The organism is Rhodospirillaceae bacterium (assembly GCA_018662005.1).
Lineage (GTDB): Bacteria > Pseudomonadota > Alphaproteobacteria > Rhodospirillales > JABHCV01 > JACNJU01.
This window is the reverse complement of record JABJHA010000014.1, coordinates 76559-96525: the sequence shown is the minus strand read 5'-3', so window position 1 is coordinate 96525 and position 19967 is coordinate 76559. Positions and strand designations below refer to the sequence as shown.

The following is a 19967-nucleotide window of genomic DNA, read 5'->3' as shown; positions in this document are numbered from 1 at the left end:
TTTAGTTTTTGCGACACCAGAAAACATACATGCCTTTGAACGTATCGGGGTGGCTGTCCTCAAAATCATGCCAGCTTTCAAGATCAAGAATTGCATCGCTGCCCGGATAGCCATCGACGATATCGAGGGGAATCTCGAAGCCATGGAAAGTCAGCTCGCTTGTCGTCATGAAGGTGGCGATTTCAGGGATCGTCACATGTTGTTCACTGACGTGAAACATCAGATCGCGAAAATTGCTGAGACTGAAAAAATCTGCTGATTGCAACAGGAACGCGCCTTCCCCATCCGCACCCTGATTGATAATGCTCTGGCGGTAATCGCGAATTGTTTGCTCGTCATCGCCCGTTTCGCGGGCTTCAATTTCCTTCCTGAGGGAGGCAATGGTACGCCGGGCGGCGCTGCTGTAGAGGCCGATTTTCATCAATCCACCGGGGCGAAGTTTTTCAACAAGCGTCTTCCAGCCCAGCCACGGATCATCCATATGGTGGAGGACGCCGATGCTCTCGATGACGTCAAATTCTCCCTCAAGCAAACCGGTATTCAAAATGTCGCATTGCATAAAGCGCAGATTGTCGACCTGGAACAGTTCAGCCATTCGCTTGGCGTAGCCAAGGCTGGCGAGGCTAAGATCAATTGCCGTGAGGGCGGCATTGGGACCATACCCCAAGGCGGCATCGACGGCCTGCTGACCGGTTCCCGCACCCGCGATCAATACCGTGCAGGGGGCCTCCATGAAGGCCAATTCCTTATCTGTAAAATAACCCGCCAATAAATTGCGGCGACTTTTGACACTCGGGGTATGCAAGCTCAACCACCGTGGATAAGGATTTTCCTCATAAAGGCGGGCAACGTTTTGTGAAATTTCATCACCGATGTCACCAAGGCATTCGATTCCTTGCGCGGCTTCGGCGACTTTATTTCTTTCGCCAATATGTGCGCTGATCATGTCACCCCACTTTTTGGGTGTGACTTTCCATTCATCACAATTCTTGCCGTCCTCACCCAGAAGCCGCCAAAGGGGTGCATAAAGCGCCTTTAGCAATAGACTTTCCGCCGCCGCCCGTGATCCTTTGGCAACGCCCTGCGGATTAATGAAGATGTTCTCAAGCTGTTGTTGCTCTTCATTGGATACGGCAAAGACATACTCATTGATTTCCAACAGCCTGATCAGCACGTAGATAAATTCCAGAATATGAGCTTTGCGAAAAGTTTTATCCGGCGCGCTCATCAACAGAACTTTGCGTAATGCCGTCAGTAACAGTTCGATATCCAGATCCGTGTTGGCGGCGGCGCCTAATGTCGTAAGCAATAGGGGATCACGTAAAACCGTGCGGCCTTTCGATGACAACAGCCATTGAGCGCCTGCTGACCAGCCTTGCGCCTGGCACACCATCAGGGCATCACATAAAGGCGTGCATTGCTTAAGGTAAGCCAGGGCCGGGGTGGCGAGAACCTGATGGTCGACGTTGATGAAATTGAATGCCGCAGCGAGCCCCGCCGGGTTGATACCACCGGGATTGCGAAGCTTGAGGAAGCTGAGCAGGTAAGTTAACAGACGGGCCGCTTCATTGTGGGCAGGGTCACGAGCCAGAGCCTCGGTCGCTTCAATGATCGCGTCGCCTTCGCGCCCATCATGGCGAAGTGCCTGGGCCAGATGATAGCGAATAGCTCCATTGTCGGGATCGATTTTGACTGCGGCCTCAAAATACGAAATGGCTGACTTGTAATCGCCAGCTTTTAACGCCTCAATGCCAAGCTCCTCTGTCAACGCATGACCTTTAATGCGCGTTCCAGATCTTCCTTCAGGTCTTCCACGTCTTCCAGTCCGACCGACAGGCGAATCAACCCGTCCTCAATTCCCATCATGGCGCGTTCCTCGGGGCTCAGGCGCTGGTGGGTTGTCGTTGCCGGATGGGTAATCAGACTTTTTGAATCACCCAGGTTGTTGGAGATGTCGATGATATCGACACCGTTTAACAATTTGAACGCGCCCTCTCGCCCGCCGGGGACCTCAAAGGCGACAATTGTTGAACCACTACCCATTTGGGTTTTTGCAAGTTGGAACTGGGGATGGCTTTCGAGACCCGGATAGAAAACCTTTTGAATGCCGTCCCGGGCTTCAAGGAAGCGGGCAACCTCCAGGGCGTTGGCGGCCATTTTTTCGACTCTCAGGTCAAGGGTCTCAAGTCCCTTTAACTGTAGCCAGGCATTAAACGGACTGGCCGACGGGCCGGTGTTGCGCAAGAAAGGTTTAAGTTTCTCTTCGGCGAAATCCTGGTCATTGGAAAGGATCGCACCACCCATGGAACGGCCCTGGCCGTCGATATGTTTTGTCGATGAATAGACGACAACGTCGGCCCCCAGTTGCAGTGGTTTTTGCAATACCGGGGTGGCGAAAACATTGTCGATCACGACGCAGGCGCCAGCCTTGTGGGCACGTTCGGATACAGCCTTGATGTCGATGATTTCCAGTGTCGGGTTTGATGGCGTTTCCAGGAACACCGCGTTGGTCGGTTGGGATAGGGCGGCGTCCCATTGATCAAGATCGGTGCCGTCAACCAGCACCCCTTCAATACCGAAACCGGGCAGTAATTCGGTGATGATGTAATGACATGATCCGAACAGGGCGCGCGAGGCGACGACCCGGTCACCGGTTTTAAGCTGACAGGCGAGGGCCGCGAAAACAGCGGACATGCCACTGGCCGTGGCGTTGCAGTAGGTGGCGCCTTCCAGTAATGCCAGCCGTTTTTCCAGCATGGCGACGGTCGGGTTGGCGTAACGGGAATAGACAAAACGGTCTTTCTCGCCCTTGAAGGCCTGTTCGGCTTCTTCTGGTGATTCGTAGACGTAGCCCGATGTCATGTACAAGGCTTCGCTGGTCTCATCGAACCCGGAACGTTCGGTGCCACCGCGAATCAGTTGGGTTGCCGGACGCCAGTTTTGTGGATCGGTTTTCTTGGTCGTCATGGAATTTATCTCCAACGTCTCACTTGTCCTTCAAAAATGGGGCGAAGGAACAAAAAAAGCCCCGACAGTCATGGTCAGGGCCCTATCAAGAGCGCCGACCTTTTAGCGAGTTTTTTTTCCGTGGTCGCAAGCTGGTCGTGCAAATCACCACGTATGGAAGTTTTTTACTGACCGAAGTCGTTCAGGTCAAGAAAAATGGGATTTCAGTCGTTCTTACCAATTTGTTTCTGATAGGGCGCAAAATCAAAAAGGAATCCCTATATGAAGCTAATCCATTCGTTATAGTCTATCGACAGAAATGAAATGATTTAGGAGTTTCCATGAGCGACCTTTCGCGCACTGATGAGCTTTTCTTTAATCGGGCCGGTATGGACCTGTCCCGGGTCGAAAGCCTGACTGAAGACGCCTTAAGCGGGGCCGATGACGGTGAACTGTACCTTGAATACAGCCAGTCCGAGGCCGTGGTCTTTGACGACGGGCAGTTGAAGAATGCCAGTTTCGATACCTCACAGGGGTTCGGATTGCGCGCTGTTTCAGGTGAAGTCACGGGCTATTCCCACGCTTCCGAACTGAGCGAAGAAGCCATCAAACGGGCCGGGGATACTGTCAAGACCGTGCACGCAGGATACGGCGGAACGCTGGCCGCGCCGCCACCCGGCACCAACACCCAGCTTTACGTTGATGACAATCCTCTAAGCATGGTCGATTTTGAAACCAAGGTGAAATTGCTGGCCGATATGGATGCTTACGCCAGATCAAAGGACGAGCGTGTAGCCCAGGTTACGGCTTCGCTGACAGGCAGTTGGCAAGCGGTGCAGGTGCTCAGGCCTGACGGCGTCAGGGCTGGCGATATTCGCCCGTTGGTCCGTCTCAACGTTAACATCATGACGGCTCAGGGTGATCGAATGGAAACCGGTAGTTATGGCACCGGTGGACGGGTTCCTTACGATGAATATCTTAAACCCGAAACCTGGAAAAAGGCGGTCGATGAAGCGCTGCGTCTGGCTCTGGTCAATCTGGAATCAGTCCCGGCCCCGGCTGGTGAAATGGATGTCGTGCTTGGCCCCGGTTGGCCGGGCATTTTGCTGCACGAGGCCATCGGCCACGGCCTTGAAGGCGACTTCAATCGCAAGAAAACATCTGCATTTTCAGGTCTTTTGGGAGAGCGCGTTGCCTCACCCGGCGTCACTGTCATTGATGATGGTACGATTTCCGACCGTCGCGGGTCGCTGACCATTGATGATGAAGGAACACCGGCTCAGAAAACCGTGTTGATTGAAGATGGTATTTTAAAAGGCTACATGCACGATCGTATGAACGCCCGTCTGATGGGGGCTGCCTCGACCGGGAATGGCCGCCGTGAAAGTTATGCCCACGCACCAATCCCGCGCATGACCAATACTTTCATGCCGGCCGGTGAGCATGATCCTGAAGAAATTCTGCGTTCGGTTAATAATGGTCTCTATGCCACCAACTTTGGCGGCGGTCAGGTTGATATCACGTCGGGCAAGTTTGTCTTCAGTTGTACGGAGGCCTATATGGTCGAGGACGGCAAGATTGGTGCCCCGGTCAAGGGGGCGACGTTGATCGGTAACGGCCCGGATGTGTTAACCCGTGTTTCGATGATCGGACATGATATGGCTTTGGATCCGGGTGTTGGCACCTGCGGAAAAGACGGCCAGGGTGTTCCTTGCGGCGTCGGTCAGCCAACCATCAGGATCGATGGCCTGACTGTTGGCGGCACCGCGACTTAATCTATTCGATATCGTATTCGCTGATCAGGTTGGCGACAGAGGGTATCTCCTTGCCCCTTTCGACATCCAGTTCGGCGAAGGTCTTTTCCAGGTCCCGCTCGACGATGCGCGATACTTCGGCGTCGACGACATCGGAATATTCAAGGAAAATGCGGGTGGCCCGGGTAATGTCCCGCGCCGTCGATTGGGTGCGGATGGCCTTGATCAGTGACGCCCCTGCAGCGTGCATAAGCCTGTGGGGTTCTTCGAGCTGCTTGTACTGGCGGCGACCTTCTTCACTTTCGCTGACTTCCCCCATGTACCATTGACCCAGGCGACAGCGGGCGGGGCTGTGGGCCAGATCCATTTTCGGTAAATTCGTCCATTCGTCCTGTTCGGTCATGGACAGGGTCAGGGCGGCATCAAGAACCTTGCGGCGATAGGAAATGTGATTAACCCAGGCATTGTAAAGCAATCCGAACGACGATCCCGGCCACTGGGGATTGCTTTCGCAAAGGGAAATATATTCGTCAAGCGGCAAGGGCGGGCTGATCCAGAAACCCTGCACTTCGTTGCAACCGGCGGCCATCAGGTATGTATAGGTGCCCCTGCTTTCGACGCCTTCGGCAACGGTTTTAATGGATAGTTCACGGGCCATATAAAGGCTGGAACGAACGATGTGCGTGTTCTTGACATCCTCGGCCATTCTGCGGACAACGCCCTGATCCAGTTTCAAGGCGGAAATAGGCAAGCGGCTTAACAGGTCCAGGGACGAATAGCCGGTGCCAAAATCATCCATGGCGATCTCGATACCCAGGGCGACCAGGTCGAGCAGCGCGATATTGATACGCTCGGAGTTATCAACAAGAGCGGTTTCGGTAACTTCGATTTGGATATTGCCCGGATTGATGCGTTTGGAGCCGATGAAGCTACGCAACATCTTGACGATATAGGGTGAGTAAAGATCGAGCGCCGAAATGTTGAAGGCGATCTGGGCGTCAGATTTGACGATCCGGATTTTTTCGATGTCATCTACAAGTTCGGGCAGCATGACAGCGGTGATATTGGTGATGAAACCTGATTGTTCGGCTTGTGGCAGGAATTCCCCAGGCGGAACAACCGTGCCATCGGGCTTGATCCAGCGCAACAAAGCTTCTCCGCCAACAATCTGACCAGTGGCGAAGGATATTTTTGGCTGATAATAGAAGCAAAACTCTCCGTGGTGGAGCGCGTGTTCTATCTCGTCTAATTCAATTCGAGCGTCAGGCATCGGTCAGTTTGTTGAAATTCCCAGAAATATTATGCCCCTTTATATACACGCAGACGCAAAAGGGGGAAAGCCAAACACTTTATTTCTAGTAGGAATACTCTTTGAATATCAAATCGATGTTTTTATGCCAACGCCGCTCATAAGCACAAAGTAGGTCTTCGGCCGGGGTAAAGCCAGATTCTGCAATACGGAATAACGGATTCAGGAAATGGGTTTCATCCAAACCGATACCATCTTGGACGCCGCGTCGGGACAGACCTTCGTGGGCAATATCAAGCGCGTCCAGGGCCAAATCGCAGACGGTTCCATTCCTGAACGGAGTGCCGAGAGCTTGTTTGGGCACTTCGTTGCGTAACATCAGGTGTTCTTCGGCGGTCCAGTTCTTGACCATATCCCAGGCGGCTTCGCGTGCCTGATCATCGTAAAGCAGCCCGACCCAGAAAGCGGGGAGGGCGCAAAGCCTGTTCCAAGGGCCGCCATCGGCGCCGCGCATTTCAAGAAATTTCTTCAGGCGGACTTCCGGGAAGGCGACGGTTAAATGATCTTCCCAATCCTTTTCAGTTGGATATTCACCGGGCAGGGCAGGCAGGGTGCCGTTCATAAAGTCACGGAATGATTGCCCGGAAGCATCAATATAAGTGCCATCCCTGTAGGCGAAATACATAGGCACATCGAGCATGTAATCGACATAACGCTCAAAACCGAAACCGTCTTCAAAAACGAACGGAATGGTCCCGCAACGATCCGGATCGGTATCAGTCCAGATATGACTGCGGTAACTTAAGAAACCCGATGGTTTGCCATCCTTGAACGGTGAGTTGGCCCAAAGGCCGGTGGCGATGGGTTGCAGGGCAAGGGATATACGGAACATCTTGACCATGGTCGCCTCACTATCGAAATCAAGATTAACCTGGACCGTGCAAGTCGATTGCATCATTTCAAGGCCCATGGAGCCAACCTTCGGCATGTATTCGCGCATGATGCCGTAGCGGGATTTTGGCATCCAGGGCGCCTTGTCGCGCGGCCATTTTGGTTGATAGCCAAGGCCAATAAAACCGATGCCCAGCTCCTTGGCGACTTCCTTAACCTGCCTTAAATGTTCTGAAACTTCCGAACAGGTTTGGTGAATATCTTCCAGCGGCGCGCCGGATAGTTCGACCTGACCGGCAGGTTCAAGGGTGATCGATGAATTATCAGGCTTGATCAGGGCAATCGGATTGCCACCTTCCATCACCGGTTCCCAGCCGAACTTAGTCATTCCTTCGAGCAGGGCGCGGATGCCCGCTTCGCCTTCGTATTCAAGGGATGTCAGGTCTTTTAAGTGGTAGGCGAATTTTTCATGCTCGGTGCCAATCCGCCATTTTTCCGGGGGCTTGCAGCCTGAGGCCATGTAATCGAGCAAGTGTTGTTTGGTGGTGAAAAATTCATTTGCGGGCATTGAAAAAGTATCCGTTGTTAAAGCGCGGGGCTTGTTGCCAGTCTCCGGCCACAGCCTGGAAGCAGGCAATGGCCGCAAGGGCAGCCGTTTCCGCGCGCAAGATGCGCGGCCCTAAGCCGACGCGGTTAACAAACGGCAGTTTGTCCAAGGCGTCAAGTTCCGATGCGGCAAACCCGCCTTCCGGTCCGATCAAAAAGCCGTGAGGGGTTATGCCTGCATCGTCAATTGACGTCTCCAGTACGGATTTTAGCGAGCGCCCGCCGCCGGTTTCGTCAGGAACCAGAAGGCTGCGCCCTTTCGGCCAGTCTGTGATCAGCTCGGTCAGGCTTAACGGTTCGGCGACCTCAGGAACGCTCAGGCGGTCGCATTGCTCTGCCGCTTCCATGGAGATTGCCGCCAGGCGTTCCGATTTTACCCGGGTGGTATTGGTGTTTTCAGTAAACACCGGGATCAACCGCGACACACCCAGCTCGGTGGCTTTCTCGACGAGGAAATCCGTGTTTGATTTCTTTAAGGGTGCGAAAGCCAGCCACAGATCCGGCTCCGGGATTTGCGGGCGCAGTTGTTCTTTAATCTCAAGCGCGCAGGCTTTTTTTGAAATTGTCTGAACGACACTTAACCATTCGCCATCGCGACCATTGAAGACAATGACGTGATCACCGTTCTGGGCCCGCATCACCTTCAACAGATAGTGGGCCTGATCGGTGCTTGGCGTGATCGTTACGCCTGTCCCCATGTCGGCGCTGCTAAACAGCCGGGCTTTGATTTTAATAGACATCATGGTGCTTATCATAAGCGGCGGTGGAATTCGGGCAAGTGACAGGTTACCTTAGTGCATAATGACCACCGCCTTTAAAAGCATCGACAGCGACATGCCCGCGTTGACCTGGATTGACAGGTGGGCTCCGCCTTGGCTGCGACCATACCTGCATCTGGCCCGTCTGGACCGGCCAATTGGCACCTGGTTGCTGTTGCTGCCATGCTGGTGGAGCATTGCCCTTGCCACCCCGGGCTGGCCCGATCCCTTGCTTGTTGCCTTGTTCGCGGTTGGCGCTTTGATTATGCGTGGCGCCGGTTGCACCTTGAATGATATCGCTGACAGGGATTTTGACGGCCGGGTGGCGCGCACGGCGACACGGCCCATTCCATCGGGTGCTGTCAGTATTCGCCAGGCTTTTGGATTTTTGGGCCTTCAGTTGCTTTTGGGCCTATCTGTCTTGCTGCAATTCAATACCTTCGCCGTCATGGTCGGCGCAGGATCGCTGGTTGTCGTCGCCGTCTATCCATTCATGAAGCGCATCACATACTGGCCACAGGTGGTGCTGGGGCTGGCCTTTAACTGGGGGGCATTACTGGGTTGGGCGGCGGTGCAGGGAGGGCTTTCCGCTGCGGCGGGTGTCCTGTACATGGCCGGCATCTTGTGGACGCTGGGATACGACACCATCTACGCCCATCAGGATAAGGAGGACGATATTCTGATCGGGATCAAATCGACGGCTTTAAAGCTGGGTGAAAATACGGCCAGGTGGCTGATCGGTTTTTATTCAGGCACCATCACCCTGATCGCCTTAAGTGGATATCTGGCCGCACTCGGTTGGGCCTTTTATACGGGACTGGCTTTTGCAGCTGCGCATTTGATCTGGCAGACGATGACACTCGATATTGATGACGCCAAGGGTTGTCTGGCCCGTTTCAAATCAAACCGCACATTCGGCCTGATTGTTTTCGCCGCCATTATTGCGGGGCAGGTTCTTTAACTTCGCCCTCTTTACAGGCCGGAGGTTGCTCGCCGTTGATCATATATACCCATTGTTCGACAAACCTGTTGGCGTAGCGGCCCGGGCAGTTGGTGTCATCGAAGCCGTGTTTTGTTGTCAGGATCGATATGTAGACAATGACCATCAACAGACCGGCGATCATCAGAAACAGTTTGCCGACTTTCGGCACTTTGCTTTGATGGCGAAAATCACCGACCCCGAATTGGGCCGGGTCGAGCATATTCATGCCTTCACGGTTGATGACTTCGCGGGCGCAATGGCGGACCCAGGGCGGCACGGTTTCGTGAAACATATAGGCGGTGAAAATCTTCTCCATCTGGTCCTTGCTGGCGTCATTTGAATGCCAGCGGCGATGAGCGAGGCGGAAAAAATCGATCTCGCGCAGGCCCAGCAAATTTGCTGCCTGATTGACGTTTCGGGCATCTTCGTTGATGGCGTTTTTATCGGTGCTCATTGTATTCGTGTGGCAGGATACCCGAAAGGCAGGGCGTCTTGCGCCAGCTGTTTTATTCTCGCCCGTCGGGTCTCTATTTTATCGACATTTTCGGTGATGAAGACTTCAAGGGCTGTCCCGGGCGACAAGCGGTCACGGGCCAGGGCCTGTACACCATTTTGCGATATTTCGGGCCAGGCACGTCCTGTTGTTGATACCGCTGCCAATCCTAATGGCTTGCCGTCATGGCAAAGCGCCCCGCGGCTTGAAATATAGGCATACACCGACGTCAGCCGTGCGCCAAAGGCAATGTCGAGGGTGATGCCATCAATTCGTACATAGTGATAATTTTCGGCGCTGACTTCGGTTTCGTGCATCCGTGCGAGTTGTTCATCGTTTAACCAATTGGTAAAAAGCGTTGCTTCAACCCCGGCATGATAATGAAGCGTCGCAGGGATCGAACCATAGGCGCTGAAATGGGGTGAATGGACGGCGTCGAAATCTTTGACCCGGGCTTTCAGGACCGGGATCGGGTGCGCGCCCAGATTGTCAAATTTACGGGCCAGTTGTTCCGGTGACTGGTTTGAGCCGCAGGCCAGCACCGGCGTTAACCCGGAAAGATCAGGCAGGGGCTCGCCTTTGGCAATTTCCCGGTAGCCCCCGTCCTCGACAACGTAAGAGTTTTCAGGGATCGGAAAGGGATAGGCTTTCGCGTGGACGACAGTTGGCGACATGGCTTAGTCCAGATACTGGGAGATATCGACCTCGTCTATCTGGCTCTCCATCAGGAATTTATCGGCGTAGGTTTTGTAAACGCCGGATTTCAGGAACAACTCGAACAAGTCCGGGTCAATGTGTTGATCCTTTTTCATAAACCACAGGATTTTCAGACTTTCGCTTAACGTTTTCGCCTTCTTGTAAGGCCTGTCACAGGCGGTCAGGGCTTCAAAGATATCGGCAATAGCCATCATTCGGGCGGGCAGGGTCATGTCTTCCTTGCTCAAGCGCTTAGGGTAGCCTGTGCCTATCATGGTTTCGTGGTGGCCACCGGCGATTTCGGGAACCTTGAGCAAGTGTTTGGGAAATGGCAACTGGCCCAGCATGGCGATGGTTTGAACCATGTGATGGTTAATCTTGTAGCGTTCTTCGGTCGTCAGGGTGCCTTTCTGGATACACATATTATAAAGCTCGCCCCGGTTATACATGTCCTCGGGCTCATTCATCTTGAAGCCAAACGGGTTATCCTCTGCAATCTTGTTGGCCGGGTCGCGTTCAATAACGTGTTCGGCCCTGTCAGACAGCAACGGCTCTTCGGCAGGCAAGGGTTTGGCCGGGGCACGTTCCATACGCTTGAGTTCTTCGTGCGAGACGCCAATGCGATCATCCAGGGTTCGTGTCCAGGTCGTCGCGGCGATGGCTTTGACCCGCTCGATGGCTTCGTCGGTCATGAATTCGCCGCCGATGTTGGAATCGGCGATAAATTTGAAGTCATCATCCAGGGCGCTTAAGGTTTCTTCCAGCCCGGCCCGAAGCGCCGCCTCGTCACCGCCATCGATAATGGCCTTAAGGCAGTCGATTTCGGCGTCCCGTTTAAGAATTTCAAAGCGCGTGCGAACCTCGTGGATACGGTCATAAATGGTTTCAAGCTTGGTTGCCTTGTCGACCACGTATTCCGGTGTTGTCACCTTGCCGCAGTCATGCAGCAGGGCGGCGATTTCCATCTCGTAACGTTGATCGTCGCTCATATCGAAGTCGCTGAAAATGCCTTCATCCGATGCGCAGGCCTGATCGGCCAGCATCATCGCCAAAACCGGCACCCGCTGACAATGGCCACCGGTGTAAGGAGACTTGGCATCAATGGCGCCGGCGATCATGGCGATAAAGCTGTCGAGAAGTTGTTTTTGCGCCAAAAGCAGGTTCTGGTTATCCAGGGCGACAGCCGCCTGCGAGGTCAGCGATTCAATCAGCGGCTGGATGCCCTCGTTGAAGGCGATAACCTCGCCGCTTTCCCGGTCCCGGGAATTGAGCAACTGAATGACGCCGATGACGTCTCCGTCGTGATTTTTCATCGGAACCGTCAGGAATGATTTTGAACGATAACCGGTGCCCTCGTCGAATTTTTTGGTTCCTGAAAAGTCGAACTGGTCGGTTTCATAGGCATCGGGAATGCTGACGGTTTCACCGCTTAAAGCCACATGGGTGGCAATGTTGTGGGTGTTTGGCTGGCCTGTTTCAGGATTATAAATTTGCAGGGGCGGGAAGGTGATCTCTTCGCCGGTGGTTCCACCTTTGGCGAAGTTCAGGGAATCAGTGCGCATGATTTCAAATTTCAGGCGATCATCTTCCGTGCGCAGATACAAAGTACCGCCATCGGCGTTGCATAAGTCCTTGGTCTCAAGAAGGATCAATTCCATTAATCGATTGTGGTCGCGCTCCGAGGACAGCGCGATGCCGATATCGATCATCCGCTTGAAGGTATTGTCTTCTTTACGGCGTTCTTCAACCACGTGCGGGTTCCCATCAAAGCTGCAAGATTTGAAACCGTATCCCGCTTTTCACACCAATACAACATTCTGGAACGCTTCCAGTACCTTAACCACTGTTCATGGGCCCCCGAACGCGCTAAAAATGGAACCATGTCATATAAAAGTTTACGAGATTTCATCGAACGGCTGGAACGTGATGGTCGCCTTGTCCGGGTTTCCGAAGCGGTTTCCACGAACCTTGAGATGACCGAAATCCAGACCCGCCTGCTGGCCGAAGGGGGCCCTGCGGTGCTGTTTGAAAATGTCGTTGATGAGCGCGGTGAAAAGTCACCGATGTCTGTGCTGGTCAACCTGTTTGGCACGATCGAGCGGGTCGCCTGGGGCATGGGCCGGGAACCCGACCAACTACGCGAGATCGGCGAGACCCTTGCTTTCCTGCGTCAGCCCGAACCACCGGGCGGCTGGCGCGAGGCGCTGGACATGTTGCCATTGCTTAAAAAAGTGATGTCCATGAAGCCGAAAACGACGGGTAAGGCTGCTTGCCAGGAAGTGGTGTTGACCGGGGAAGACATCGACCTTGCCAAATTGCCGGTGCAAACCTGCTGGCCCGGTGAACCCGCGCCGCTAATCACCTGGCCGCTGGTGGTCACCGAAGGCCCCGAAGCGGGTCAGGAAGGCGGCGACAAGCGCGACAGCCCGAACCTGGGTATTTACCGTATGCAGGTGACGGGGCCGAACACGACGATCATGCGCTGGCTCAAGCATCGGGGCGGGGCGCAGCAATTTGCCCGCTGGAAAGAACACAGTAATGAGCCGATGCCGCTGGCCGCCGTTATTGGCGCTGATCCCGGCACGATTTTAGCCGCCGTCACACCGGTTCCCGACACCTTGTCCGAATACCAGTTCGCCGGTCTTCTGCGCGGCGAGAAAGTGGTGCTGGTTGATTGCAAGACGGTCCCCCTTAAGGTTCCCGCCGAGGCTGAAATCGTCCTTGAAGGACATGTCTCGTTATCGGAGGAGGCCGACGAAGGCCCCTACGGCGATCACACCGGCTATTACAATTCCGTTGAGCGGTTTCCGGTGTTTACGATCAGCGCCATAACCATGCGCAAATACCCGATTTATCTCTCCACCTTTACCGGCAGGCCGCCCGATGAACCATCGGTTCTGGGCGAAGCGCTCAACGACGTGTTTATCCCGCTGATGACCCAGCAGTTCCCGGAAATTGTTGATTTCTGGCTGCCGCCCGAAGCCTGTTCATACCGGGTCGCGGTGGTTTCCATCAAGAAAGCCTACGCCGGTCACGCCAAGCGGATCATGATGGCGGTGTGGTCCTACCTTAGGCAATTCATGTACACCAAGTTCGTCATCGTCGTTGATGATGACATTAACGCCCGTGACTGGAACGATGTCATCTGGGCTATTTCGACCAATGTCGATCCGGTCCGCGATGTCACTATGGTCGAGCGCACGCCCATAGATTATCTGGATTTCGCCTCCCCGGAATCGGGCCTGGGTTCAAAAATGGGTATCGACGCAACGGCCAAAATCGGTGCTGAAACCCATCGGGAATGGGGTCGCAAAATCCGCATGAGCGACGACATTATCGAAGAAGTGACAAATAAATGGCAACGCTACGGGCTGCCCGGTTCCGGCATGCCCATTTGGAAGAAATAGGCGATTTTTCTTCATCAAGGTAAATAGTCCTTGACTTTTAATGCCCGTTTGGGTATACCTATCATTAACGAGTTGTACAACTGTGTCCACACCCCGCTCAAGGCAAAAGCCTGGCGGGTTTTTCATTTTGCAAGGCCCTTCGATATCAGTTCTATAGCAGCGGAGCGTTGTTTTGGCGTGAGAACGGGATTCAGATTTACGGGGCCATGACCATTTAAATAATCGATGACCCCCAGGCCTTTGTCGTCCTTTGCCGCGATGTTGGCACCAGCAGCAATCAGGGCCTTCAGCACAGGCAAACCAGCGCTTGCTGCAGCGTAGTGTAAAGCTGTCCGTTGGTTGTGTTTAAGCTTATAGGGCCATACTAACTTTTTGTTTATTCCCGTTACGGCATTCACGTCCGCACCGTTTGATAATAACCAACTAACAGATTCAAGACTGTTTATCTGGGCCGCTGTCATTAATGGTGTTTTATTAAATGGATTACGAGCATTGACATCAAAAGAAGGGCGCAAGCTGGCTAGTACTGGCAATGTTTCGGGTCGTGCCACAGCCACATGGGGTAACGGATCAAACCCGATAGTTGGGGAGCATGACGCAAAAATATTTTTTGATTGTCGGCTATCCTTCTTCGACGCCATTTGTGATATTTTTGCCAGTGGGGCACCGTCTAGCAACAATGTTCGTAAAGAGTGTGGCGGAGCATATCCACAATCACTCCCTATGGATATGGAGAATAAAGCCCGGCGCGCCAGCTCATTGGCATTTTTATCCGAGCGCCCAAAAGTGACATAATATTTTTCCAATTTCCTTAATGCGGAATTGTAGCCAGGCGTAATTTGCGAGAATGCCCGACGATTATAAAGAGACAAATAGGACCATGTCTCGTAGGGGCGATTCTTGTATTGGGGTGCTGGCCACAGGCTTTCTGGCGCCAGTTTGGCTCTCTCCAAATTTTCCATCTGATTAGCCATAATGGAAAATCTGTTGGTGCCTTCGTGGGTGGCCAGGAAATTGCCGTCGGCCCGTTCGCTAAGTTTCATAAAATAAAGAATAGATTTTTCCGGGAAACCTTTGATCTCTCCGCCTCTGTTCCAATGGCAACCGGAACGGGGTGCAAAATTGGCGCGATTGCCACTAAATGTCGTTGCCGTGGCATCAAGCAATCCTGATCGTCGAAGCAAAATGGCGCAGGGAATAGCATAAAATCTCGGGTGAGTGATGACCTGAGCACTGCCCGACAGAATTTGAATTGTTGCGATAAGGCTATTGTCGCTTCGATCATAGGGTTCGGGAGCTCCTAAACTCTTTATCAGATAATCATCTTTGCCTTCGCCGTTAACGGCGGCATCGTCCAAAGCTGCTTTCAATAATTTTATTTCTTCAACAATTTTGGACTCGTCATGCCGATACGTATGGAGGAATAAAAGCAAATCCAGTTTACCGAGCAAGTCGTTGCGCTGGCGCATGGCCATTTCAGCATCTTTTGGCTCCGTTTGCATGTGATCGATTGCCGATTTGTACTCTGCATCAGTCAGACCATCGGCCAATACGGGAAAAGACAGCATGGATAAGACGCCCAAAAGAAAAAGATACACAGGCATAACAACCTTCCGATTAAGAGCACTCAAGATTTTGAAATGTCTCAAAGAGCCGTTTCCATTACAATTTATGCATTCAACTACCACAGCGCTCATGAGGGCGTTTTTAACCGTCTGACGAGTTTCGACTTGTCGGGCAACATCAATAGTTGTCCCACGGGCCAACCCGTATATGCGGGGAACTTCCCCAGCCTATGGACACCGTTCCATCAATCTCGACGATTGACAGGCAAAGCGATTTTTTGAACGTGTCCAGCAGTTTTTCGACCGGCCAGTCAAAGGCCTCAAAAGTTCCCCAGGTTCCGGAACCGCATAAATGCGTGCGGATGTTTCTTTTTATTGTGACAGGCATGCCAGAACTCTGGATTGCAAAAATCATGAATTTAGTCGGGTGTTCGTATTCGGGCGGTTCAACTCGAGCTACCAACAGGATGTAGTTGGATGCCTCGTAAATGACGCGATAGCGATAGCCGAAATTGCTCGTTTCGGGAAATTCCAACGTCTTTTCGGTGACGATCATCGGGCCACCTTGCGGTCGGGAGCCTCCCTGTCTCCATTTCCCGAGAAAGAAATCCATGCCCTGACCATCGGGAATATCGCCATATTTCTCGGTTGGAAGAACCAACGGCCACTTGCCGAGGGGCCAGTCGCCAGCCCGCGCCGAACCGCTAACCATGACAAGAATGATCCCCACGCTAATGAAGGCGTGTTTTAACCGTCTGACTAGTTTTGACTTGTCGGGCAACATCAACCTCCATGTATACCAATAGGAGAATTACCATGGATAACACAACACTGAAAACGATCCGTCAACACATCATCGAAAGTGAGGGGCAACCCCCATACCCTTATCTGGACATCAAGGGAAACCTGACCATCGGCACCGGTTTTCATATTGAAACAGAAAAAGAGTTTCTGTCCTTGCCATTGATCAACGAGCAGACTGAAAAACCAGCGACGGAAGCCGACAAACGCGCAGAATTTGCCAAAATGCAAAAATTAAGTGAAGACTTGGCCAAAGAGCCGGAAAAATTAAATCGCAGGGCAGATACATACGAAAATAATACCACCCTTAGAATGCCCAAGGCGGAACAAGACAAGCTCCTGGATCAGGAAATCGCCACGCGCGTTTCACAAATCAAGAAAGACGTGGGCAGGGACGCCTGGGACAAACTCAGCGATGGAAAGAAAGCCGCCGTCGTCGATGTTCACTACGCCAATGGAAGCCTGAAAGACTTTACCGACTTCAAGCAGGCCATTGAAGATGGCGATGCCGAGGCCATGGCCCGGGAAGGAACATTTTACACCGACAAGGAAAATGGCAAGCGTGATATGAGACGTCTGGCCCGCAACCGGGCGGCGGTTATGGATGAAGACACGGAAACGGCCCGAAGCAAGCTTGACGAACAGTTTGAAAGCAAAAAGACGGCGTCGCAGCCTGATCAAGGCGAGGACAACGTTAAGGGTTCATCAGGCGCGGACTCTCTGGTCGCGGGTGAAAGCGCCAAGCCAGACCGCCGCCCCGAGGTGGAGAGCTTCCTTGAAGACCTGAAGACATCCGATAACCCGCTCACCGATATCCTGCTTAAGGCGACCGGCGACTGGACCGAGGACGAGGTGGCGCAGGTACATCGATCCGACGCTTACGCAGACCCGTTGCAAAGCGACGTTGCCGGTAAGGTTCGCCAATGGTACGAGGATCACTACGGCACCGATCCGGTGAAGACCGACGAAACCGGTAGAGCGCTGGATCCGGTGTTCACCACCGTCCCCCGAAAAGAACCGGTTGCAGCAAAGGACAGCGATGGCCAGCCGGTTCTGGATGGTGTGCTTGGGGCCGGGGCCAAAATCGCCGATTTTGCCGACAAGCGCGGGCTATCGACAGCCATTCGCGGTGTCCAGAGCGGCCTTAACCTGCTGGATAAAAGCGGGACGCTTAAAACAGACGGCCTGTTCGGGCCCAAGACTAAACAGGCATTGCGCGGGTCCGTCGCAACTTCCGGCCGCCCGAAGGTCGAAAACGCCCTCGCCCTTGGCTCATTTCAGAACCTGCTTGAAAAAAAGCGCGGCGATCTGGCCGAGACTGTCCATGACAGTTTTGCCGGATTGTTTCAAAACCCATCCCCCTTCAAGCCTTCTGACAAAAGAACAACGCCCTGGGGTCTGGTTGTTCAGGATACCATCAACGACGTCGGCGCAAGCAGCTTCGGCAAGGGCGCTTTCAAGCCCCTGAAAAGCGATGGCTGGATTGGTCCTAAAACATCCGATGCCTTCAGGCGGGTCATCAAACCAACGGCGATGACGGGTTTTATGGAAAAGCTGGGCAACAACTTCGGCTTCTTTTAAGGGCGACGGTTGACGCCAGCCTAGCATACGCCTAGTTTCCGGCCTTCTTCTCATTAGCGATAAGCGGACACCAGACCATGAGCCAAGACATCCGAACCTTTGCCAACAACTCAAACGCCTGGCCGTTTGTTGAAGCCCGTGCGCTGATCAAACACTTAGGCGGCAAAACGCCGGAAAAAGGTTATGTGCTGTTTGAAACGGGCTACGGGCCGTCTGGCCTGCCGCATATTGGCACGTTCGGCGAGGTTGCCCGTACCTCCATGGTTCAACATGCCTTCCAGCAGTTGTCCGATTTGCCAACCAAGCTGTTCGCCTTTTCTGACGACATGGACGGCCTGCGCAAGGTACCTGACAACATCCCCAACAAGGACATGGTCAGCGAACACCTGGGCAAGCCGTTGACGAAAATCCCTGACCCCTTTGGCACCCACGAAAGTTTCGGCCATCACAACAATGCCCGCTTGCAGGCGTTTCTGGATGATTTTGGCTTCGAGTATGAATTCAAGAGCTCGACCGATTACTACAGCGGCGGCCTGTTTGACGAGATGCTGCTGAAAGTGCTGGTCGAGTATGACAAGATCATCAATGTGGTGCTGCCGACCCTGGGTGATGAGCGCCGCGCCACCTACAGTCCGTTCCTGCCCATTTGCCCAAAAACAGGTGTGGTTTTGCAGGTGCCGATTATTGAGCGCAATGTCGATGCCGGAACAATTGTTTATGAGGGCGCGGGTGGCGAAAAAATCGAAACCCCGGTTACCGGCGGCCATTGTAAATTACAGTGGAAGGCTGACTGGGGTATGCGCTGGGCCGGTCTTGATGTGAATTACGAAATGTCCGGCAAGGACCTGATCGATTCGGTCAAACTGTCGAGCAAGATTTGCCGCATTTTGGGACATACCCCGCCGCATAACCTGACCTACGAGCTTTTCAACGATGAAAACGGCGAGAAGATTTCTAAATCCCGTGGTAACGGCCTGGCTGTTGAGGAATGGCTGCGCTACGCACCGCCTGAAAGCCTGAGCCTGTTTATGTACCAAAAGCCGAAGACTGCGAAGCGGCTGTTTTTTGATATCATCCCGCGCAACGTCGATGATTATCTGGCCCATCTGGGCAATTACGAGAAGCTCGAAGACGACAAGAAAATCGACAATCCGGTGTGGCATATCCATCAGGGTAATCCACCCCATGAAGAAGCCCACCTGAGCTATAATATCCTGCTCAATCTGGCCAGCGTCTGCCATACGGAAGACAAGGCGGTGCTGTGGCATTTCATTGGCCGATACCGGCCCGGGGCGACACCGGAAAACGCCCCGATCCTCGACAAACTTGTTGAATACGCCATCAACTACTACCGGGATTTCGTCCGCCCTGCCAAACAGTACCGTAAGCCCGGTGAGGTTGAAAAAGCGGCCCTTGAAGACCTTGCTAAAACCCTGCAAATCCTGCCCGCCGGCAGTGAGGGGGCCGACATCCAGACGGAAGTCTACGAAGTTGGCAAGCGTCACAATTTTGAGAACCTGAAAGACTGGTTCAAGGCGCTTTACGAAATCCTGCTGGGGCAATCCCAGGGGCCGCGCATGGGCTCGTTCATTGCCCTTTACGGCATTGATGAAACGGTGGCGTTGATCGGTCGCGCCATTGCCGGGGAAGATTTAAGTAGCTAGTTTTTCCATTTTTTTTTCAACTGATCGGCCTCAAGGCGTTGCAGCGGCGTCAGTAGCTTGTCGATATTTTTCCAGAATGTACCCGGTTCCAGCCCTTTGGTATCGGCGGCCAGATCGAGCCACATGTAGGCGGTGCTCAGATCCTGTTTGACGCCTTCGCCGGTGGCGTGCATGACGCCGTAATCGTACTGGGCGTCGGGGTATCCTGCATCGGCGGCGCGGCTGATCCAGTGGGCGGCTTTTTCAAGGTCGCGCCTGACCCCCAAACCCTCGCGATAAAGCGAGCCCAGCGTGTATTGGGCCGGGGCAAACCCCTGGTCAGCGGCGCGTTGCCACCAGAGAATGGTTTGTTTCGGGTCAAGGGGAACAGCGCGACCGTTAGCGTACAGGAAACCCAACATGTGTTGGGCGTAAGGGTCGCCTTTTTCAGCCCCGGGCCGCCATTGCTCGTAGGCGGTTTTGTAATCGCCATTTTCATAAGCCAAAAGCCCTGCATTAAAATCCGCCCGGACTTGCCCTGGTGGAGCTGTTAGCAAAAGTGCGAAGCCCAGTGTGGCAAGGAATTTTGGCAAAG

16 protein-coding genes and 1 riboswitch are annotated in these 19967 nt (G+C 53.5%); of the genes, 5 read left to right on the top strand and 11 right to left on the bottom strand.

Annotation, left to right across the window (positions count from 1 at the left end):
* Position 1: 1 nt before the first annotated feature.
* Both HOL66_07465 and metZ read right to left on the bottom strand, forming a co-directional pair.
* The gene (locus HOL66_07465) at positions 2 to 1768 is read right to left on the bottom strand and encodes a methyltransferase domain-containing protein (GenBank protein ID MBT5244067.1); all 1767 of its coding nucleotides are present in this window, start codon (positions 1766 to 1768) and stop codon (positions 2 to 4) included.
* Positions 1765 to 2967, bottom strand: coding sequence for an O-succinylhomoserine sulfhydrylase (metZ, locus tag HOL66_07460; protein MBT5244066.1), 1203 nt, complete (start codon positions 2965 to 2967; stop codon positions 1765 to 1767). The genes HOL66_07465 and metZ overlap by 4 nt, the downstream gene beginning before the upstream one ends.
* A gap of 82 nt (positions 2968 to 3049) precedes the next feature.
* Positions 3050 to 3128: riboswitch (SAM riboswitch) on the bottom strand.
* A 159-nt stretch (positions 3129 to 3287) separates the two neighbouring features.
* Between metZ and tldD the strand changes: the two genes are divergently transcribed.
* On the top strand, positions 3288 to 4721 hold the full coding sequence (tldD, locus tag HOL66_07455; GenBank protein ID MBT5244065.1) for a metalloprotease TldD: 1434 nt from the start codon (positions 3288 to 3290) through the stop codon (positions 4719 to 4721).
* A 1-nt stretch (position 4722) separates the two neighbouring features.
* Here the strand turns inward: tldD and HOL66_07450 are convergent, their stop codons facing one another.
* The 3 genes from HOL66_07450 to HOL66_07440 all read right to left on the bottom strand — a co-directional run bounded on the left by HOL66_07450 (position 4723) and on the right by HOL66_07440 (position 8186).
* The gene (locus tag HOL66_07450) at positions 4723 to 5970 is read right to left on the bottom strand and encodes an EAL domain-containing protein (GenBank protein ID MBT5244064.1); all 1248 of its coding nucleotides are present in this window, start codon (positions 5968 to 5970) and stop codon (positions 4723 to 4725) included.
* 85 nt (positions 5971 to 6055) lie between these two features.
* Positions 6056 to 7408 (bottom strand): glutamate--cysteine ligase, encoded by a 1353-nt coding sequence (locus tag HOL66_07445; GenBank protein MBT5244063.1) that lies wholly within the window; start codon positions 7406 to 7408, stop codon positions 6056 to 6058.
* Positions 7395 to 8186 carry a 16S rRNA (uracil(1498)-N(3))-methyltransferase gene (locus HOL66_07440; protein ID MBT5244062.1) on the bottom strand — a complete coding sequence of 264 codons (792 nt, stop codon included), beginning with the start codon at positions 8184 to 8186 and terminating at the stop codon, positions 7395 to 7397. Before HOL66_07440 ends, HOL66_07445 begins: the two co-directional genes overlap by 14 nt.
* A 61-nt stretch (positions 8187 to 8247) precedes the next feature.
* Here HOL66_07440 and HOL66_07435 point away from each other — a divergent pair, with 61 nt between their 5' ends.
* Positions 8248 to 9165, top strand: a complete 918-nt coding sequence (locus tag HOL66_07435; protein ID MBT5244061.1) for a 4-hydroxybenzoate octaprenyltransferase — start codon at positions 8248 to 8250, stop codon at positions 9163 to 9165.
* On the opposite strand, the gene HOL66_07430 is transcribed toward HOL66_07435, so the two are convergent.
* Genes HOL66_07430 through HOL66_07420 form a run of 3 tightly spaced genes read right to left on the bottom strand, consistent with a single transcriptional unit; the run spans position 9143 to position 12084 of the window.
* On the bottom strand, positions 9143 to 9640 hold the full coding sequence (locus HOL66_07430) for a hypothetical protein (GenBank protein MBT5244060.1): 498 nt from the start codon (positions 9638 to 9640) through the stop codon (positions 9143 to 9145). The genes HOL66_07435 and HOL66_07430 overlap by 23 nt on opposite strands.
* Positions 9637 to 10353 carry a hypothetical protein gene (locus HOL66_07425; protein ID MBT5244059.1) on the bottom strand — a complete coding sequence of 239 codons (717 nt, stop codon included), beginning with the start codon at positions 10351 to 10353 and terminating at the stop codon, positions 9637 to 9639. The genes HOL66_07430 and HOL66_07425 overlap by 4 nt, the downstream gene beginning before the upstream one ends.
* A 3-nt stretch (positions 10354 to 10356) precedes the next feature.
* Positions 10357 to 12084 carry a GAF domain-containing protein gene (locus HOL66_07420; GenBank protein MBT5244058.1) on the bottom strand — a complete coding sequence of 576 codons (1728 nt, stop codon included), beginning with the start codon at positions 12082 to 12084 and terminating at the stop codon, positions 10357 to 10359.
* Between the two features lie 171 nt (positions 12085 to 12255).
* On the opposite strand from HOL66_07420, the gene HOL66_07415 reads away from it, so the two are divergent.
* The gene (locus HOL66_07415) at positions 12256 to 13782 is read left to right on the top strand and encodes a UbiD family decarboxylase (protein MBT5244057.1); all 1527 of its coding nucleotides are present in this window, start codon (positions 12256 to 12258) and stop codon (positions 13780 to 13782) included.
* 122 nt (positions 13783 to 13904) lie between these two features.
* On the opposite strand, the gene HOL66_07410 is transcribed toward HOL66_07415, so the two are convergent.
* Complete coding sequence (locus HOL66_07410; GenBank protein ID MBT5244056.1) at positions 13905 to 15386, bottom strand: ankyrin repeat domain-containing protein; 1482 nt, start codon at positions 15384 to 15386, stop codon at positions 13905 to 13907.
* Between the two features lie 139 nt (positions 15387 to 15525).
* Positions 15526 to 16131: a hypothetical protein gene (locus HOL66_07405; protein ID MBT5244055.1), complete on the bottom strand. Its 606-nt coding sequence runs from the start codon at positions 16129 to 16131 to the stop codon at positions 15526 to 15528.
* Positions 16132 to 16163: 32 nt separating this feature from the next.
* Between HOL66_07405 and HOL66_07400 the strand changes: the two genes are divergently transcribed.
* On the top strand, positions 16164 to 17729 hold the full coding sequence (locus tag HOL66_07400; GenBank protein MBT5244054.1) for a hypothetical protein: 1566 nt from the start codon (positions 16164 to 16166) through the stop codon (positions 17727 to 17729).
* 77 nt (positions 17730 to 17806) lie between these two features.
* The gene (locus tag HOL66_07395) at positions 17807 to 19393 is read left to right on the top strand and encodes a lysine--tRNA ligase (GenBank protein ID MBT5244053.1); all 1587 of its coding nucleotides are present in this window, start codon (positions 17807 to 17809) and stop codon (positions 19391 to 19393) included.
* Here the strand turns inward: HOL66_07395 and HOL66_07390 are convergent.
* Positions 19390 to 19965 carry a sel1 repeat family protein gene (locus HOL66_07390; protein MBT5244052.1) on the bottom strand — a complete coding sequence of 192 codons (576 nt, stop codon included), beginning with the start codon at positions 19963 to 19965 and terminating at the stop codon, positions 19390 to 19392. The genes HOL66_07395 and HOL66_07390 overlap by 4 nt on opposite strands.
* Positions 19966 to 19967 lie beyond the last annotated feature (2 nt).

What these genes read in the sequence shown, in the direction of transcription:
- metZ (MBT5244066.1), bottom strand. Translation starts at nt 2,967, where the DNA reads ATGACGACCAAGAAAACCGATCCACAAAACTGGCGTCCGGCAACCCAA.
- HOL66_07435 (MBT5244061.1), top strand. Translation starts at nt 8,248, where the DNA reads ATGACCACCGCCTTTAAAAGCATCGACAGCGACATGCCCGCGTTGACC.
- HOL66_07445 (MBT5244063.1), bottom strand. Translation starts at nt 7,408, where the DNA reads ATGCCCGCAAATGAATTTTTCACCACCAAACAACACTTGCTCGATTAC.
- HOL66_07430 (MBT5244060.1), bottom strand. Translation starts at nt 9,640, where the DNA reads ATGAGCACCGATAAAAACGCCATCAACGAAGATGCCCGAAACGTCAAT.
- HOL66_07405 (MBT5244055.1), bottom strand. Translation starts at nt 16,131, where the DNA reads ATGTTGCCCGACAAGTCAAAACTAGTCAGACGGTTAAAACACGCCTTC.
- tldD (MBT5244065.1), top strand. Translation starts at nt 3,288, where the DNA reads ATGAGCGACCTTTCGCGCACTGATGAGCTTTTCTTTAATCGGGCCGGT.
- HOL66_07440 (MBT5244062.1), bottom strand. Translation starts at nt 8,186, where the DNA reads ATGTCTATTAAAATCAAAGCCCGGCTGTTTAGCAGCGCCGACATGGGG.
- HOL66_07425 (MBT5244059.1), bottom strand. Translation starts at nt 10,353, where the DNA reads ATGTCGCCAACTGTCGTCCACGCGAAAGCCTATCCCTTTCCGATCCCT.
- HOL66_07395 (MBT5244053.1), top strand. Translation starts at nt 17,807, where the DNA reads ATGAGCCAAGACATCCGAACCTTTGCCAACAACTCAAACGCCTGGCCG.
- HOL66_07400 (MBT5244054.1), top strand. Translation starts at nt 16,164, where the DNA reads ATGGATAACACAACACTGAAAACGATCCGTCAACACATCATCGAAAGT.
- HOL66_07450 (MBT5244064.1), bottom strand. Translation starts at nt 5,970, where the DNA reads ATGCCTGACGCTCGAATTGAATTAGACGAGATAGAACACGCGCTCCAC.
- HOL66_07415 (MBT5244057.1), top strand. Translation starts at nt 12,256, where the DNA reads ATGTCATATAAAAGTTTACGAGATTTCATCGAACGGCTGGAACGTGAT.
- HOL66_07410 (MBT5244056.1), bottom strand. Translation starts at nt 15,386, where the DNA reads ATGCCTGTGTATCTTTTTCTTTTGGGCGTCTTATCCATGCTGTCTTTT.
- HOL66_07420 (MBT5244058.1), bottom strand. Translation starts at nt 12,084, where the DNA reads ATGATCGATATCGGCATCGCGCTGTCCTCGGAGCGCGACCACAATCGA.